Below are 17,532 nucleotides of genomic sequence, written 5' to 3'. Positions count from 1 at the left end.
TCACTTTAAAGAAAGCTACAAATAGTTACCCCCAAGAAATTGCGGGTGAGCCCCCATCAGCCTGTAACAGACTTTAAGCTGTATAAAAAAAACGAGCTAATTCTTTTTATAGAACCACTCGCCACTGCATCAGAAAAGCCAAAAGGCTTTTCCATAATACCTCAAATTTCCTGAAAACCAATCTTCTTTTTACCTAAAAACCTCTTACCTATTGTTATCCTTTTACCTTCTATTAAAAACTTATCCTATTGAACTAAACTAAAAAACTTTTAATACCTTAAATTATCTAATCTAATACCTTTTTAATATTTTCTTTATACCTTTTATAAACTAACAGCAATTTCTCAACTGCTTTGCAAAGGTACGAATATTTTTCGTGTGCGCAAACGGTTTTGTATTTTATAACACTTCCACAGGTTATAAATCTTTCACATCATTCAATGTAACTAACTTATTTACAATAGCATAAATAGTTAAACCAGCAGCACTATGTATTTGCAATTTTTTGCTAATATTCCTCCGGTGTGTGATAACAGTATGAATCGACAAGAACAGCTTTTCCGCTATCTCCTTATTCGTCATCCCCTTCACCACACAGATGACGATTTCTTTTTCCCGCTGACTAAGCGTATCCTGATTATCCACCTCTTCTTCTTCAGAAGCCACATTCAATAAACCGGCAATTTTCTTAGAAAGAATATCCAAATCATCGAATATTGAAATAGACTCATCATACTTACCCAATAGTGAAGCATCTACAAAAGAAGTGACCAGGGCTATTATACGTATCCTTTTACCAGATATTTCCTCCCGGAATTTAGCAACATCAAAATAATCGCCAAAAGCAGGATTGACAATCAGCATCTCGGGACATTGCGTTCGGACACAATCGTGTAATGCTTCAACAGACAACAATTCTATCGGTTGCACTTTTACGTTGGGAAGACGCTTCAACGCAGCAGTCAACCCACCACGAATAATTACAGAAGTTTCTGCAATAGCAATTCGAACGACCTCATTATTTTTCATTTTCCCTCATCCTCCTTTCCAAATTCAGAATAGCAGGAACAAAAATATAATCCTCCACTTTGCAATGAGATTCCAATCCGGCTTCGCAAGCATATATATCAAAAAGAGCCGCATTCAGAAGATTCTCATTTGCCTTGGCGGGACAATATTTTATAATGATATTTTTTAGTTCTGTCAACTTCTCCCCTACCTGATCGTGATGTTTGGAAAAGGTGCTGATCTGGTAGTTTTTGGGAGCATTTCCCTTTATCAATGAATCGACATACTTAAAGACGGTTTTCTCTTCATAATCCATGTGCTTACGCACTTCCCGTGTATATTCGTCAAAGAACTTGAGAATAAGAAAAGCCACGTCGTCCTGCGAACAGTCGATTGCCTCGATCAGTTTACGACGAATAGCCGGAAGAGAAAAATCAAGAAAATAAATATGCGCCTGCCGCAGATAATCAATCAATGCAGGTATGGAAATATCATCCTTATCCCCATTGAGCCGGGAAAAGCCTTCGGTCATAAAGTTGACTACAATCAGAAAGGTCCGGCAGTCCACTCCATTTAACTCACAAACTTCTTTGACTGTTTTGTCACCAAATCCCAACGAAAGTCCAAAACGGCTCATCACTTGCAACAAAGAATAATTATCGCTGATGAGATCGATCATCTTATCAGTTGACTTGTATTTCTGTAAATTATCCATCATACCTATGTATATTAGAGATTGCAAAGAAACGGAATATTTTGCTGAAATACAATCATCATTTATAGGTATTTTATGCCCTCATTCGTTAGCAAATACTAATTATATGCTACTATTTTGTGGCACAACTTTAGGCAAGCTAGTCTTTTTTTAGTAATTTTGTCGCTATCTATTTGTAATTAGTAACTCGTAATTTTATATTTAATAAAATGGCAAACGAACTCGAACTGAAATACGGCTGCAACCCTAATCAAAAGCCTGCCCGTATCTTCATGAAAGAAGGAGAACTCCCCATCGAAGTATTGAATGGACGTCCCGGTTATATCAATCTGCTGGATGCGTTCAACAGTTGGCAATTAGTGAAAGAACTAAAAGAAGCTACCGGACTGCCGGCTGCCGCGTCTTTTAAACATGTCAGCCCTGCGGGTGCTGCCGTTGCGGTAGAAATGAGCGACACGCTGAAAAAGATTTATTTCGTAGATGACATGAAGCTGTCCCCATTGGCCACAGCATACGCACGTGCACGTGGCGCAGACCGTATGTCATCTTACGGAGATTTCATCGCATTGTCCGACACTTGCGACGAAGAAACAGCACGTATTATCAACCGTGAAGTGTCCGACGGCGTAATTGCCCCCGACTACACAACCGAAGCGCTGGAAATTCTGAAGAATAAAAGAAAAGGGACTTACAATGTAATAAAGATAGATCCCGCATACCGTCCGGCCCCTATCGAACACAAAGATGTATTCGGAGTAACTTTCGAACAAGGAAGAAATGAATTAAAAATTGATGAGAGTCTTTTGAAAGAGATGCCTACGCAAAACAAAGAAATCCCTGCTGATGCAAAACGTGACTTAATCATTGCCTTAATCACTTTAAAATATACGCAATCCAATTCGGTATGTTATGCCAAAGACGGACAGGCGATCGGTATTGGTGCAGGTCAACAGTCACGTATCCACTGCACGCGTCTGGCAGGAAACAAAGCGGATATCTGGTATTTACGCCAACATCCGAAAGTGATGAACTTGCCATGGATTGAGAAAATCCGTCGTGCAGATCGTGACAACACAATTGACGTTTACATCTCGGAGGATTATGACGATGTATTGGCAGACGGTGTTTGGCAACAGTTCTTCACAGAAAAGCCGGAAGTGCTGACACGTGAAGAAAAACGGGCATGGCTGGATACAATGACAGGCGTAGCTTTAGGATCAGACGCATTCTTCCCATTCGGAGATAATATAGAACGCGCACATAAGAGTGGCGTCAGCTACATTGCACAACCGGGTGGCTCCGTACGTGATGACCATGTGATTGAAACTTGCGACAAATACAATATGGCAATGGCATTTACAGGCATCCGCTTGTTCCACCATTAAAAAATATCGACTTTTTTTATTCCATACATCCCCATTTATAATGAGAAGGAAACAAATCTTCCATTATAAATGGGGATTTCCTATTTCTTCAAGACCCTCTATCTTTGCAACGTTACATTAAAAACGAATCAAAGATGAATAAAATTGGTGTATTTTATGGTTCCACAACCGGAACAACAGAAGACCTTGCCCACCGAATTGCAGAAAAATTAGATGTACCCTCGGCACATGTATTTGATGTTTCCAAACTAACAGAGGCATTAGTCAATGAATATGACGTATTGGTGCTCGGCTCTTCTACCTGGGGAGCAGGCGAACTTCAGGACGACTGGTATGATGGAGTAAAAGTTTTAAAAAAATGCGATTTATCTCATAAGTCTGTAGCCCTGTTCGGTTGCGGCGACTCTGACTCGTATAGCGACACTTTCTGTGACGCAATAGGTATTCTTTATGAAGACTTGAAAGATACCCATTGTAAATTCTGTGGAGCAACAGACACTGCAGGCTACACATTCGACTCTTCTATCGCTGTTGTAGACGGCAAGTTTGTAGGGCTTCCGCTTGACGAAGTCAATGAAGACAATAAGACAGACGAACGTATCAGCGCATGGGTTGAACAAGTGAAACAAGAAATCAGCTAATTTTACCTTAACATAAAAAGAATACTTTGCATCATGGCAACTGAAAGAATCATCCCCGGCGAAATCCGGATTTTTCTTAATCACATTTATGAGTTTAAGAAAGGCGTACGCAACATGGTACTTTATACAATGAGTAAAGAGCACGAAGAATTTGCCATCCGCCGATTGAAAAATCAAAAGATCAGTTATATGATACAGGAAGTAGGCACCAATAAAATCAACCTGTTCTTTGGAAAGCCTGAATGTATGGAAGCCATGCGGCATATCATCATTCGCCCCTTAAATCAACTGACAGCCGAAGAAGACTTTATTTTGGGGGCCATGCTGGGATATGACCTCTGCCAGCAGTGCAAACGGTATTGCAGCAAAAAAGAAGGTATAAAGATGGCAGTTTAAGCAATAACCTTAGCATAAGTTTAGCTTTGTTTGTATGTAGTTTGTCTTGAGTCGGATCGTTTCTGAAAAGAGCAATTTCCTGATGGTAGATATATCCAAAAAGACTGGTTGTGAAGGAAACGATTCACTCAAATACAAACAAAAGCGATGATGAAATAAACAAGAAGGACAACTCTACACATTAACAACAGGCAAAGGTATATATCAGTAAAAATTACCACACTAATATATACCTTTGTCTTTTTTATTCTCTCAATACTTATCTTTCTTTTACTCTTTAGTCTCAAATTACCTACATATACTGAATTTAAGAAATAACTATGCCTAGTATTAGGTATTGCCACATTTTTTAACCTCATCTAACTTTGCAACCGATAAAATTATTAAAAAGATGAGAAAAATAACCGCAATCGTTATTCTATGTCTCCTGCCTTCTCTTTCAAATTCAGCACAGGAGACAAAAGAAATTTCCAAAAATAGTAATTCTTCTTCTACAGAAGATTATACTAAATTCCGTTTTGGTGGATATGGTGAAATGGTCGCTAATTTTAAAGATTATGGCATCAACCGTTTCTATGGAGGAAACGATGGTAATCCAAAGAAAAACAGGAATACCATTTCAATCCCCCGTTTCGTTTTAGCTTTTGATTATAAGTTTAATTCCAAATGGATACTCGGTGCAGAGATTGAGTTTGAATCCGGTGGAACAGGTACAGCTTTCGAATTAGAAAACACCGAAAACGGTGAATACGAAACCGAAGTTGAAAAAGGAGGAGAAGTGGCTATTGAGCAATTTCACATCACACGTTTGATTCATCGCTCCCTCAACGTGCGTACCGGACATATTATTGTTCCGGTAGGACTGACCAACGCACACCATGAACCGATCAATTTCTTCGGAACTTCACGTCCGGAGGGTGAAACCACCCTTCTGCCCTCTACCTGGCATGAAAATGGTTTGGAAATCTTTGGTTCCTTTGGAAAAGGTTATGCCAGTTTTGACTACCAAGCTATGGTTGTAGCAGGTCTGAACCCTAACGGATTCGATCGCAATACATGGGTAGGCAGTGGTAAACAGGGAATTTTTGAAGAAGATAATTTCACTTCTCCCGCATATGTATTCCGCTTGGACTATAAAGGAGTTCCCGGCTTACGTGTAGGTGCCTCATTCTATTATTGCGCAGATGCAGGAGCCAATTCCGACAAGGAACAGACTTATTCAAGCTATGGAAAAATTCCGGTAAGAATCTTCACCGCAGATGCACAATATCGCAATAAATATGTAACGGCACGTGGTAATATTTTATATGGAAATTTAGGAAACTCTTTGGGAGTGAGCCAAGCAAATGTCAAGTTATCCAATAAATCACCGTACAGTCGTCTGGCACCGGTAGCTAAGAATGCTGTAAGCTATGCAGCAGAAGCCGGTATCAATATCCGCTCAGTCTTCGGAGGCAATAAAAAGATTCCGGTTATCTATCCATTTGCCCGCTATGAATACTACAATCCACAAGAAAAAGGAGAAAAAGGGCAAACGATGGAAAAACGCTGCCAAGTAAGTATGTGGACAGCGGGATTAAATTGGTATGCGTTGCCAAACTTAGTGATAAAAGCTGACTATGCCACCCGTCAGATTGGTACCAACAAAGTTTTTGGCGTTTCAAAAGCATATAACAGTGAAAACGAATTTTCCATTGGAATAGCCTATATAGGATGGTTTATCAAGAAATAACAAATAATCAATTATTTAATTTTTATATGATGAAAACAAAATTCTTTTATGTTGCAGCCCTCATATGGGGATTAGCATTTACAACTACTTCTTGTAGCAGTGACGATGACAACCCGACAGTAGATCCTGCTAACATCGATTACACTTCTGAAAACGCATCAAGCTGGCATAACTACATGAGAAATGTAGCAGCACTTTTAAAAACAGATGCAACCAATCTTTATAACGCATGGAACTCAAGTTATAAAGGAGGCGACAGTTATGCTTCTCTCTTTAAGGCTCATAACGGTTCTCCTTATGCAAGTGCATTGAGCTGTGTAGAAGAAATCGTAGATAAATGCGCGGAAATTGCCAACGAAGTCGGTACCGCCAAGATTGGTGATCCGTACAACTTATACAAAGCGGGAAATACAGAAGAAGCATTGTACGCTGTGGAATCCTGGTACAGCTGGCATTCACGTGATGATTATACAAACAACATTTACTCCATCCGGAATGCGTATTACGGTTCTTTAGACGGCAGTATAAATGCTAACTCTTTATCAACTGTAGTCGCCGGTGTTAATCCATCCTTAGATACTAATGTAAAGAATGCCATTCAAAAAGCGGCAAAAGCCATTCAGGATATTCCGCAACCTTTCCGTAATCATATACCCAGTAATGAAACAGTAGCAGCAATGGATGCTTGTGCCGAACTGGAAAGTATATTGAAGAATGACTTAAAATCTTATATTGCCAATAATGCCAACAACATCAATACCGACGCCGTACTGAATCCTGTGGTAATGCAATATGTAGATGCAGTAGTAGTACCTACCTATAAAAGCTTGAAAGAAAAGAACGATGCTCTCTACAATGCAGTAATAGCTCTTGCAGACAACCCGTCAAATAGCGCTTTCGATAAAGCCTGTGAAGCTTGGATCACCGCACGTGAGCCATGGGAAAAGAGCGAAGCCTTCTTGTTCGGTCCGGTAGACGAGATGGGACTTGATCCTAACATGGACAGCTGGCCTTTAGACCAGAATGCCATCGTGCAAATTCTGAATTCTCAAAGCTGGAGTGATCTTGAATGGAATGAAAATGATGATGAAGCCGCTGTTGAGTCGGCACAGAATGTACGCGGTTTCCACACATTAGAATTCCTTCTCTACAAAAACGGTGAACCACGTAAAGTACAATAAAGACTTATCTTAGCTAAGATATTATTGAGAAGTAAAGGTTGGAAGTCAATCATCCACCTTTACTTCTTTGGTATGTTTAAAACATATTATTGAAATAAAGTCAATAAACAATGAATCACTTTCTAAAATATTCATTCTCTATTTTTTGCCTGTTGGCATGCTCAGCCTGTGATGACGACGGAATTGGCGTATTGGATATCGAAATCCCGGAAGGCTATGCCCTGTCAGCCGGAACATCAACCATTTTCTTGAGTTCATCCGTTGCTTATGATACGCCTGCAGATTGGATAACAGGAGCATATGACGTACGCTTCACCCGAGGCGACAGGCTATATGACGATGTACGTACAAGCAACAACGGGCATGGTGGCGGTCTCGGACCTGTTTATGCCGGTTACTCGTGCGGCAGCTGCCACCGGAATGCAGGGCGCACTAAACCCTCTTTATGGACAGAGGGCGGATCGGGCAGCTATGGTTTCTCCTCCATGCTGGTTTACATATCCCGTAAGAACGGAGCTTTCTTTCAGGATTATGGCCGTGTGCTTCATGACCAGGCAATCTACGGAGTACAACCGGAAGGCAAACTATCCGTAGAATACACTTACGAAACATTTTCTTTCCCTGATGGAGAAGCCTACACGCTTTGCAAACCGCAGTATAGCATATCCGAATGGTATGCCGAAGAGATCAAACCGGAAGATTTGTTTTGCACCGTACGTATTCCATTACGTCACGTAGGTATGGGACAGATGATGGCATTAGATCCCATTGAAATTGAAGCACTCGCAGCAAAAAGCAATTATCCCGAATATGGAATCAGCGGACGATGTAATTACATCACCGAACGGGGAGTAAGATGTCTGGGATTGTCCGGCAACAAAGCCCAACATGCCGATTTAACGGTAGAGTTAGGATTCTCCAGTGATATGGGTGTTACCAACAGCCGCTATCCGGAAGAAATCTGCGAAGGACAAACGCAAGTCAACCAAGGCAGCATGATGGGACTTTCTTATGACCAGTTGGATGTCAGCACAGAAGAGATGGAAAATGTAGATCTCTATATGCAGAGTCTCGGCGTACCCGCCCGGCGTAATATAAACGATCCGCAAGTAATCAAAGGGGAACAAAACTTTTATAAAGCCAAATGTCATCTTTGTCATGTGACGACCCTGCATACCAAACCACGCGGTACTGTGTTATTAAACAATACCCAACTCCCGTGGCTGGGCGGTCAGACCATTCACCCTTATTCCGATTATCTGTTACACGACATGGGTTCGGAAATTATGGGAGTCGGCCTGAATGACAACTACGTAAGCGGCCTGGCACGTGGAAACGAATGGCGCACTACCCCTCTTTGGGGAATTGGCCTGCAAGAAAAGGTCAACGGGCATACTTATTTCCTACATGACGGCCGTGCCCGCAATCTGACAGAAGCTATCATGTGGCATGGCGGAGAAGGAGAAGCATCGAAGAACTTATTTAAAAACATGAGTAAAGAAGACCGCGATGCGCTGATCGCATTTTTAAATTCACTTTAAACTAAAAGTAGTATATACAAAGCAATTATGAAGAAATTTATAATCATTGCCATGCTGACTGCCATCATGCCTTTGGCTGCAATGGCGCAACATGAAGAAGATACAGAAAATGGTGTAGTATCATTGGCTGGAAGAGAAGGATTCACGATCGAAACCAAGAAGGGAGATTTCGTATTCAAACCCTATCTGCTCGTACAAACCAGTGCAAACTTCAATTGGTACGACGATGAAGGACTAGATAAGGCATATAATCAGGATAACATAGCCAACTCCGGTTTTTCCGTTCCTTACGCTGTACTCGGGTTCACCGGAAAGGCTTTCGATAAAGTATCTTTCAACCTTTCCATCAATGCGGCAGCCAGCGGAGGCGCATTACTTCAACAGGCATGGTTTGATGTTCAGCTGAAAAAGCAATTTGCCATCCGGGTCGGTAAATTCAAGACTCCGTTCTCACATGCCTATCTGACAACACTGGGAGAAACATTGTTACCCAATTTACCAGTATCACTCACTGCTCCCGTTATCCTCCCCTACTCCTTGAATGCGGTAACACCTAACATTGGCACCGGATTCGATTTAGGGGTAGAGATTCACGGTTTAGTGGCTGACAAATTCGGGTATGAAATCGGTCTATTCAATGGTACGGGCGCTTCTGTCAACACCGCGACAAAGACATTCAGCGATGACTGGCACATTCCGTCTTTACTGTATGCCGGACGTTTCACTTATATGCCGAAGGGAGTGATGCCTGCCACACAGGGAAATCCGAACAGGCTGAATGAAGACAAAATTATGTTTGGTATTTCTACTTCTATTAATGTAGAAAGTGAAAATGAAAGTACCAATGATTATCGTGCGGGATTAGAGTTTGCAATGCTAAAAAACAAACTTTATCTGGGTGCTGAAGTTTATTATATGAATGTAGGTTTTACAAAAAGACAAAAGATTTCCGAGTCATATAATTACCTGGGCGGTTATGTACAAGGTGGTTATTTTATAGCTCCCCGCCTGCAGGCAGCCGCACGTTATGATTTCTTCAATCGTAACGGAATGGACACCAATGGTTTCCTGAATATGCCAGCCGTAGGCATGAACTATTTCTTCAAAAACTGCAACTTGAAGTTACAAGCTATGTACCAGTATATTGCCCGCAAAGGTCATGACACCCAACTCGATCGGGATAACGATGATTTAGGTTTGGCAGTACATTCGGCCAGTATTCTACTTCAATATACATTCTAAATAGCACAAGAAAGGATTTGTTTATGAAAAAATACATTCTTTTCGGTGGCTGTCTACTGTTATTGGCATATATCACGTCATGTGATGACGGACGTATTTATGAAAAAACAGAGACCCTGTCAGAAGAAGGACGCACATTGAGAATGAGCGGAAGAATCAGTGGTATCAATAAATGGCCCGATGGTTATAGTGTTGTAGTGGCAGGCTTCAGTGATGAGAGCGAGTATGCCGTTGTCACAAAAACAATTCCGGCGGTCGAAAATGATGAGATTCAGGTAACCATGACAGGAGTCAGTGACAAAGTAACCACTATTGAGTTATGCGTTATTAATAGATTAAGAAAACGAGTAATCAGCTTTCGGTCAATGGACGATCTTACGGCAGTTGACGACACTATTCTTATGGATGTGGGAACTGTGGATGCAGGTATGTATCATGGCATTCAGGAAAAAGTATTTAATACTACATGTGCCCACTGTCATGGTGGAGGTAGTTCGGCAGCAGGCAACCTGTATCTGACAGAGGGCAAAAGCTATGAGGCACTCGTCAACCATCCGTCAAAGAAAGTAGACGGTATGTTACTTGTCAAGCCAGGCAGTGCACAAGAAAGTGTATTGCATACATTATTGAATACCACTATTAGTTCAACTTGGGGATACGATCACTCTAAAGAAATACTGTCATCCCCTATTTTGACCCTTATTGACGATTGGATCAATAACGGCGCACAAGAATAAATAGTTATTATACAATTGATATGAACAACAAAAAACAACAGAATATTCAGTCTGAAAAGACACTAACAGAGATTTTTAAATACAATGCAGGAGGAGAAGCTTCAGAGTATCACATCATCATTCATTCTACTAAACCGGAAGATACATACGAAGAACAACTGAATGCAGTATTAAACACTTACGACTATTTACTTACCCAAGAACTGAAAGGAGCAGTCGCCATCCTCAAACGCTATTTCTTAAGTGACGCCGCCAATCAGGCAGATACACTATTGGCATTGACAACTGAAGGTTCGGGCTGCACACTTTCCATTGTGGAACAGCCCCCGCTGGACGGAACCAAGATTGCCTTATGGGTCTATCTGTTGACTGACGTACAGACGCAAGTCCTGCATAACGGGCTTTTCGAGGTGAAGCACAGTGCCTACCGCCACTTTTGGGGTGGTAGCGCATTCAATCGTGCCGCCAATTCGGAATACCAGACCCGCCTGTTATTGAACGACTATGTGATGCAACTCATGGAGCAAGGTTGCAGACTGGCGGACAATTGTATCCGCACATGGTTCTTTGTACAAAATGTAGACGTGAATTATGCCGGAGTAGTGAAAGCGCGTAATGAAGTTTTCGTTACCCAAAACCTGACAGAAAAAACACATTACATTTCCAGCACCGGTATCGGCGGTCGCCATGCCGATCCGAAAGTACTGGTACAAATGGATACTTATGCCGTAGCAGGATTACAACCGGAACAGATTCATTTTCTCTATGCACCTACCCACCTGAATCCGACTTATGAATATGGAGTAAGTTTTGAACGTGGCACGTATGTAGATTATGGCGACCGCCGCCAGATATTTATTTCGGGTACGGCAAGCATCAACAACAAAGGCGAAGTGGTATATCCCGGCAACATTCGCAAACAGACAGAACGGATGTGGGAAAATGTGGAAACCCTGCTAAAAGAAGCAGAATGCACTTTTGAAAATTTGGGACAAATGATTGTATATTTGCGTGATATAGCCGACTATGCAGTCGTTAAAGCAATGTATGACCAACGTTTCCCACACACTCCCAAAGTATTTGTTCATGCTCCGGTATGTCGCCCCGGATGGTTGATTGAGATGGAATGTATGGGAGTGAAAGAATGTAAGAACAAGGGGTACGCTCCATTTTAAATCATAAAAGATTATACCGTTGAAAAGGTTACTTATTATCTTATATATCTGTCTGGTGGGACTACTCGCTGCAGCTACTTTTGTAGAGCAAGCGTATGGGACAGATTTTGTAGAGAGAAATATATATCATACATGCTGGTTTTGTTGTTTGTGGGGAGTTATTGCCGCAATTGCACTTGTTGCTCTCATCCGACGTGCTTTATGGCGACGGTTCCCCATATTGTTGTTTCATGGCTCCCTCCTCGTTATCCTGGTGGGGGCCATGATTACGTTTACCGGCAGTAAAAAAGGATACGTACATTTACTGCCGGGAGTGACGGCAGGTAGTTTTCAGGAGTCGGAAAGCGGAAGAGAAGCAGACCTGCCATTCACAATACAGCTGGATAGTTTTCGTATAGCATACTATCCCGGAACTGAAGCTCCGGCAGACTACATCAGTTATATCACCTACTCTCTTCCCGGACAAAAAGATGTTCTGTCACACGAACAGATTTCAATGAACCGTATATTTACATTACAAGGTTTCCGTTTCTATCAGTCATCTTTCGATGATGATGGAAAAGGGAGTTGGCTGACTGTCAATTATGACCCGTGGGGTACGGGAGTTACGTATGCAGGATATGTTCTGCTCGGTATCTCCATGATCTGGTTATTATTTTCCCGCTATGGCGATTTCCGACGCCTGCTAAGTCACCCGCTACTGAAAAAAGGAGGTGTATTTCTATTGTTCCTCTTCTGTCTTGCAGGTAGTATGCAAGCACAAAAAAAACTTCTCCCGGCACTGAAACGGGTACAAGCAGACAGTTTGGCACAAGAACAGGTCATTTATCACGACCGAGTAGTACCATTCAATACATTGGCGCGCGATTTCATTCAGAAATTGACAGGCAAAGCTTCATATAAAGGTTTGACGCCTGAACAGGTAATTGGTGGCTGGCTACTCTATCCGGAAGTATGGAGAAATGAACCATTGATATACATCAAAAATACAGAGTTGCAGCATTTGCTAAACTTACAGACACCTTACGCCCGATTAACCGATTTATTTGACGGTCCGGTCTACCGTCTTCAGAAAACCTGGCAACAAGAACAGGGAAAAGGTAGCAAACTCGCCAAAGCCATCCAAGAAACGGACGAAAAAGTGGGATTGATCCTGATGCTGGAAAAAGGAACATTCATTCAGCCATTACCCACTGATGGCAGCGTGCAACCACTCTCCGAACTGGAAATAAAAGCCGAACTACTCTACAACCGGATTCCGTTCAGCAAGATTCTTTTTATGATTAATCTATCATTGGGAGTATTGTCTTTCCTGCTTCTGCTTCAGTACAGCCTGCGAAGAAGGGTACTCTCACCGAAAGCCAAAGCGATTACCCGCACAGCAGGAGCGTTCTTTTCTGTTGCGCTCTATCTTGCTTTCATATTCCATTTAGCAGGATATTGCCTACGTTGGTATATTGGCGGACGCATTCCACTTAGCAACGGTTACGAAACCATGCAGTTTATGGCACTCTGCATCCTCTTGGTAGCCTGCCTGCTCCATCGAAGATTCTCATTCGTACTTCCATTCGGATTCTTGCTCTCCGGCTTTGCGTTGTTAGTCTCTTATCTGGGACAAATGAATCCGCAGATAACGCCATTAATGCCGGTGCTCGTCTCTCCGTGGTTAAGCATTCATGTTTCATTGATTATGATGTCTTATGCCCTATTGGCATTTATCATGCTAAACGGAATACTGGCATTATGTCTCCGAAAAAAAGAGCCGGAAAACAATGTCTCTGAAAATGACGACAGACAAGATAACCGGATAGAACAGTTGACGCTAGTCAGCCGTTTGCTACTCTATCCTGCGACGTTCTTTTTAGGGGCAGGCATCTTTTTGGGAGCAGTCTGGGCAAACGTTTCCTGGGGAAGATACTGGGCGTGGGACCCGAAAGAAGTATGGGCGCTGATTACCTTCCTTGTATATGGAGCAGCCTTCCATTCACAAAGCCTGCGCATTTTCCGCAAGCCTTTATTTTTCCATATTTATATGATTCTTGCTTTCCTTACAGTCTTAATGACTTATTTCGGAGTGAATTATGTTCTTGGCGGGATGCATAGTTATGCAAACTCCTGAACCACCATACATAAGAATCGGCCGAAGTGATTCACCCGCATTTCTTTTATTTGGTTGTTAAGTTGAAAAAACATTAATGTATTCATTTTGGAATATGAATAGATGATGTATTCTAAAAGAGGTAAAGAGGGTGCACTTCACAAAAGGATACCCTCTTTTACCCATCCAGTTTCACACACGTGCGTGCACCTCATGTTTCAACCACGCACCCGGCAGCATTTCTTTTTCACCTTTTTCATTCACCAGTTCCATCTGCAATACACCTCCGTTACAATCGAAGTAACGAACCTCTATCGGATGCAATCCGGCTTTCAATGCCTTCTGCACAATAATCTCTACCGATGAGTGTGCACCGTCATTATCTCCCAGCAATTCACCGTCAAGCGTCAATGTACTACCGTCATCCGATAGAAGGGCAAATGTATAGATACCATCGGCAGGAACTTCCAGATAGCCGGTCAACACCAGACCGATATTTCCTTTCACCTCTTCGGGGATAGATACCGATTCCACCACATACTCCCCTTTGACAGGAGCTGCTTCAATATCCGCACAAAGATTACCACGAAAATCGTGCCATACTGCTTTCAAGCCGGACTGCAAAGCAGCCGGAGCAGTCACCGCCTCCGCATAAGGAGCCTTTACATACTTGGTACGCACCACATCCGATGGAGAACCATCCGGACGGAAAGTACGGAAAGCAAAATCGGTAGTCTCCTCCACTTCCAAAGCACCGTCATAAAGAGCTGATTCCTTGGTAGGCATACTTCCATCTGTCGTATAGCGTATTTCAGTGCCGGGCAACGGGCAAGTCAAGTCAACTGCTGTTTCATCAATAAATGCATTCACTTTATAGAATCCCTGCAAATCGGGCACACGATAATTTACCCTCATCACATCCATCCGTTTAAACTGCGGAACAAGCTGACGATAAAACTCTTCGAGACTTGGTTTAGCAGCCGGCTCTGCCCAAGCTATTTCGCTCAATGCAATCATGCGGGGAACAATCAGATATTCAATGCGTTTCATAGTCGGAATCCATTCAGCCCAGAGATTAGCCTGTACACCCCAGATGTATTTCTTCTCTTCCGGTGATAACCGTTCATCCGCACACGGATCATACGCCAGTATTTTCTTTACTGAATTCTGATCCTGCGCATAATCAAAATAGAAATGTTCATTCGGACAAGCAATCACTTTCTGCTTTTGTGCGGTCGCCGTAGGCAACGCGTCTTTCGCCCAACTTCTCCACCATGTAATAGCAGCATCGGAAGATAATCCGTCGGTTACCACTTCATCCCAACCAATAAGTTTCTTTCCGTTGGCAAGGAAGAATTTCTCCATGTCACGTACAAACCATGCCTGAAGCTCTTCTACTGAACCCAGTTTTTCCGTACGAATACGTTTCTGACAGAGAGGACATTTCTTCCAGTTGGCTTTCTCCACTTCATCACCACCCATGTGCACATATTCATAAGGGAAAAGCTCGAAAATTTCTTTGAACACATTCCTACAAAACTCCAGCGTTGTATCTTTACCCGGACAGATAGGAGAAGAGAATGTTTCCCCCCACCCGATTAATCCGTCGCACGCCAATTCCGGATATTGACCGATAGCCGCCAGGAAATGTCCCGGCATATCAATCTCGGGAATGACATCAATTCCTCTTTGTGCAGCATAGGCTACAATTTCTTTGATATCATCGTGAGTATAATAGCCTCCATACAGCGTATCTCCTTCCACAATGCGTATCTTATCTTCCGGAATCAGGAAATCGGTATTATCTTCCTCTTTCGCACGTGCCATACAGGTACGATCCTGCGTATTGAATTTACGCCAGGCCCCTTTTTCCGTAAGCAACGGGTACTTCTCGATCTCTATACGCCAACCTTGGTCGTCGGACAGGTGCCAGTGGAATTTATTGAGTTTATACAAAGACATCAGATCCAGTACATGCTTCACCTCATCTTTATTCCAGAAATGACGGGAAGCATCCAGCATAAATCCACGCCATTCAAAACGGGGGGCATCTTCTATTTGCACGGCAGGAATCGAATAAGTTTGTTTTTCTCCCTGTACTTCTATCGTTGCAGGAAGCAACTGGCGAATAGTAGTAATCGCAGAAATAAAGCCCGAATAGTCAGTTGCCTCTACCCGAACAGACTCCGGTGTAGACTCAAGTTTATAAGAGCCGGGCTTTCCACCGGTATCTTTCAACTGGAAATACATATCTACCTGATTCTGATCGGTAGTGACTTCAACAGAAGACGATATGACATTCCGAAGAATCTCCTGCAGATACCCGACAGCCGGAAACAAGGACTGATCGGAAACCCCAATCTTCATTCCATCTTTTAAAACAAACGAGCCAGACTGCTCGGTCAGACTAACGGGGGTAGGTAGGATTGCAATCTCTTGCTTGACGGTGGGCGTACAAGAAGAAAAAACACAAGCTGATACAATGAGTAAAGAACTACTTAGTTTTTTGAACATGCGGTTAACTATTTAATAAATGATTTGTCCTGTCTTTAATTGACCATCTATATATAATACAACTAAAACATAGAAACTACTAAAAGCCCGGAAAAAGTTTTTTTTGCGACTTGACGTCACAGACTCCTATAAATGTTTATCTTTGCTAGCCAATCTCAATCAAACAATTAATTATAAAGAGTCACTTCAATGTCAAGAGAGAACATCTTAATCAAAACCTCATGGATTAGCACCATTGGCAATGCAATCCTGTCCGCATCAAAAATCTTCATCGGTTTATGGGCCGGTAGTTTGGCGGTAGTAGGCGACGGTATCGACTCGGCAACCGACGTCGTTATCTCTATCGTTATGATTTTTACGGCACGCCTCATCAACCGTCCTCCTTCAAAGAAATATGTATTTGGTTATGAGAAAGCGGAAGGCATCGCGACAAAGATTCTGTCACTGGTGATATTTTATGCCGGTATGCAAATGCTGATATCTTCCATTCAAAGCATCTTTTCAGATGAAGTGAAAGAGATACCATCGGCTATCGCTATCTATGTGACTATATTCTCTATTGTCGGCAAACTGATGCTGGCTTCGTACCAGTACAAACAGGGAAAGAAAATAGACAGTTCCATGCTGACGGCGAATGCGATAAATATGCGTAATGATGTTGTCATCTCGGCCGGAGTTTTATTAGGGTTGATTTTTACTTTTATATTCAAATTGCCGATACTCGATTCGATAACGGGATTGATAATCAGCCTCTTTATCATCAAGTCGTCCATTGGTATTTTTCTCGACTCGAATGTGGAGCTTATGGATGGCGTGAAGGATGTCAATGTGTATAATAAGATATTCGAAGCTGTCGAGAAAGTGCCGGGAGCAAGTAATCCGCACCGGGTCAGGTCGAGAATGATAGGAAACCGGTATATCATTACGCTCGATATAGAGGTGAATCCGCAGATAACGATTACACAAGCGCATGAGATTGCCGGGGCGGTGGAGAAAAGTATTGAAAGTTCGATAGATAATGTCTATGATATTTTGGTGCATGTGGAACCTGCCGGGGAGTGTCAGACGGATGAGAAATTCGGGGTAGACAAGGATATGGTGTGACACGTGAAAATCTTCGGCAACAAAGAAAGCTATTCCGCTTCTTTTTCTTAACTTTGCGTTCAT

General features: G+C 42.3%; 14 protein-coding genes. 11 read left to right on the top strand and 3 right to left on the bottom strand.

Features of this window, described 5'->3' with window-relative positions:
* Positions 1–417 precede the first annotated feature (417 nt).
* Both DW862_RS22875 and DW862_RS22870 read right to left on the bottom strand, forming a co-directional pair.
* Positions 418–1,029: a LuxR C-terminal-related transcriptional regulator gene (locus DW862_RS22875; RefSeq protein WP_120070647.1), complete on the bottom strand. Its 612-nt coding sequence runs from the start codon at positions 1,027–1,029 to the stop codon at positions 418–420.
* On the bottom strand, positions 1,019–1,723 hold the full coding sequence (locus DW862_RS22870; RefSeq protein WP_120070650.1) for a hemerythrin domain-containing protein: 705 nt from the start codon (positions 1,721–1,723) through the stop codon (positions 1,019–1,021). The genes DW862_RS22875 and DW862_RS22870 overlap by 11 nt, the downstream gene beginning before the upstream one ends.
* A gap of 209 nt (positions 1,724–1,932) precedes the next feature.
* Here DW862_RS22870 and DW862_RS22865 point away from each other — a divergent pair, with 209 nt between their 5' ends.
* The 10 genes from DW862_RS22865 (at position 1,933) to ccsA (ending at position 13,872) form a co-directional block, all read left to right on the top strand.
* Positions 1,933–3,108, top strand: a complete 1,176-nt coding sequence (locus DW862_RS22865; protein WP_008640643.1) for a phosphoribosylaminoimidazolecarboxamide formyltransferase — start codon at positions 1,933–1,935, stop codon at positions 3,106–3,108.
* A gap of 134 nt (positions 3,109–3,242) precedes the next feature.
* Entirely contained in the window at positions 3,243–3,749 is a 507-nt protein-coding gene (gene fldA / locus DW862_RS22860; protein WP_008640644.1) for a flavodoxin FldA, read from the top strand.
* Positions 3,750–3,782: 33 nt separating this feature from the next.
* Positions 3,783–4,145, top strand: a complete 363-nt coding sequence (locus DW862_RS22855) for a DUF2023 family protein (RefSeq protein WP_008640645.1) — start codon at positions 3,783–3,785, stop codon at positions 4,143–4,145.
* A 391-nt stretch (positions 4,146–4,536) separates the two neighbouring features.
* On the top strand, positions 4,537–5,877 hold the full coding sequence (locus DW862_RS22850; RefSeq protein ID WP_118407765.1) for a hypothetical protein: 1,341 nt from the start codon (positions 4,537–4,539) through the stop codon (positions 5,875–5,877).
* 26 nt (positions 5,878–5,903) lie between these two features.
* Positions 5,904–7,058 carry an imelysin family protein gene (locus tag DW862_RS22845; RefSeq protein WP_008640647.1) on the top strand — a complete coding sequence of 385 codons (1,155 nt, stop codon included), beginning with the start codon at positions 5,904–5,906 and terminating at the stop codon, positions 7,056–7,058.
* 110 nt (positions 7,059–7,168) lie between these two features.
* Complete coding sequence (locus tag DW862_RS22840) at positions 7,169–8,599, top strand: di-heme oxidoredictase family protein (RefSeq protein WP_008640649.1); 1,431 nt, start codon at positions 7,169–7,171, stop codon at positions 8,597–8,599.
* Positions 8,600–8,626: 27 nt separating this feature from the next.
* Positions 8,627–9,841, top strand: coding sequence for a porin (locus DW862_RS22835; RefSeq protein ID WP_117684299.1), 1,215 nt, complete (start codon positions 8,627–8,629; stop codon positions 9,839–9,841).
* 23 nt (positions 9,842–9,864) lie between these two features.
* Positions 9,865–10,578, top strand: coding sequence for a cytochrome c (locus DW862_RS22830; RefSeq protein ID WP_008640651.1), 714 nt, complete (start codon positions 9,865–9,867; stop codon positions 10,576–10,578).
* Between the two features lie 20 nt (positions 10,579–10,598).
* The gene (locus DW862_RS22825) at positions 10,599–11,753 is read left to right on the top strand and encodes a Rid family hydrolase (protein ID WP_008640652.1); all 1,155 of its coding nucleotides are present in this window, start codon (positions 10,599–10,601) and stop codon (positions 11,751–11,753) included.
* A gap of 19 nt (positions 11,754–11,772) precedes the next feature.
* Positions 11,773–13,872 carry a cytochrome c biogenesis protein CcsA gene (gene ccsA / locus DW862_RS22820; RefSeq protein ID WP_008640653.1) on the top strand — a complete coding sequence of 700 codons (2,100 nt, stop codon included), beginning with the start codon at positions 11,773–11,775 and terminating at the stop codon, positions 13,870–13,872.
* A 171-nt stretch (positions 13,873–14,043) separates the two neighbouring features.
* Here the strand turns inward: ccsA and DW862_RS22815 are convergent, their stop codons facing one another.
* Positions 14,044–16,365 (bottom strand): family 20 glycosylhydrolase, encoded by a 2,322-nt coding sequence (locus DW862_RS22815; RefSeq protein ID WP_120070642.1) that lies wholly within the window; start codon positions 16,363–16,365, stop codon positions 14,044–14,046.
* Positions 16,366–16,554: 189 nt separating this feature from the next.
* Here DW862_RS22815 and DW862_RS22810 point away from each other — a divergent pair, with 189 nt between their 5' ends.
* Positions 16,555–17,469 carry a cation diffusion facilitator family transporter gene (locus DW862_RS22810; protein WP_004312538.1) on the top strand — a complete coding sequence of 305 codons (915 nt, stop codon included), beginning with the start codon at positions 16,555–16,557 and terminating at the stop codon, positions 17,467–17,469.
* Positions 17,470–17,532 lie beyond the last annotated feature (63 nt).

The organism is Bacteroides sp. AM37-9 (assembly GCF_003603455.1).
Lineage (GTDB): Bacteria > Bacteroidota > Bacteroidia > Bacteroidales > Bacteroidaceae > Bacteroides > Bacteroides xylanisolvens.
Note: the sequence above shows the minus strand (reverse complement) of the source record. Positions and strands in the feature narration are given on the sequence as shown.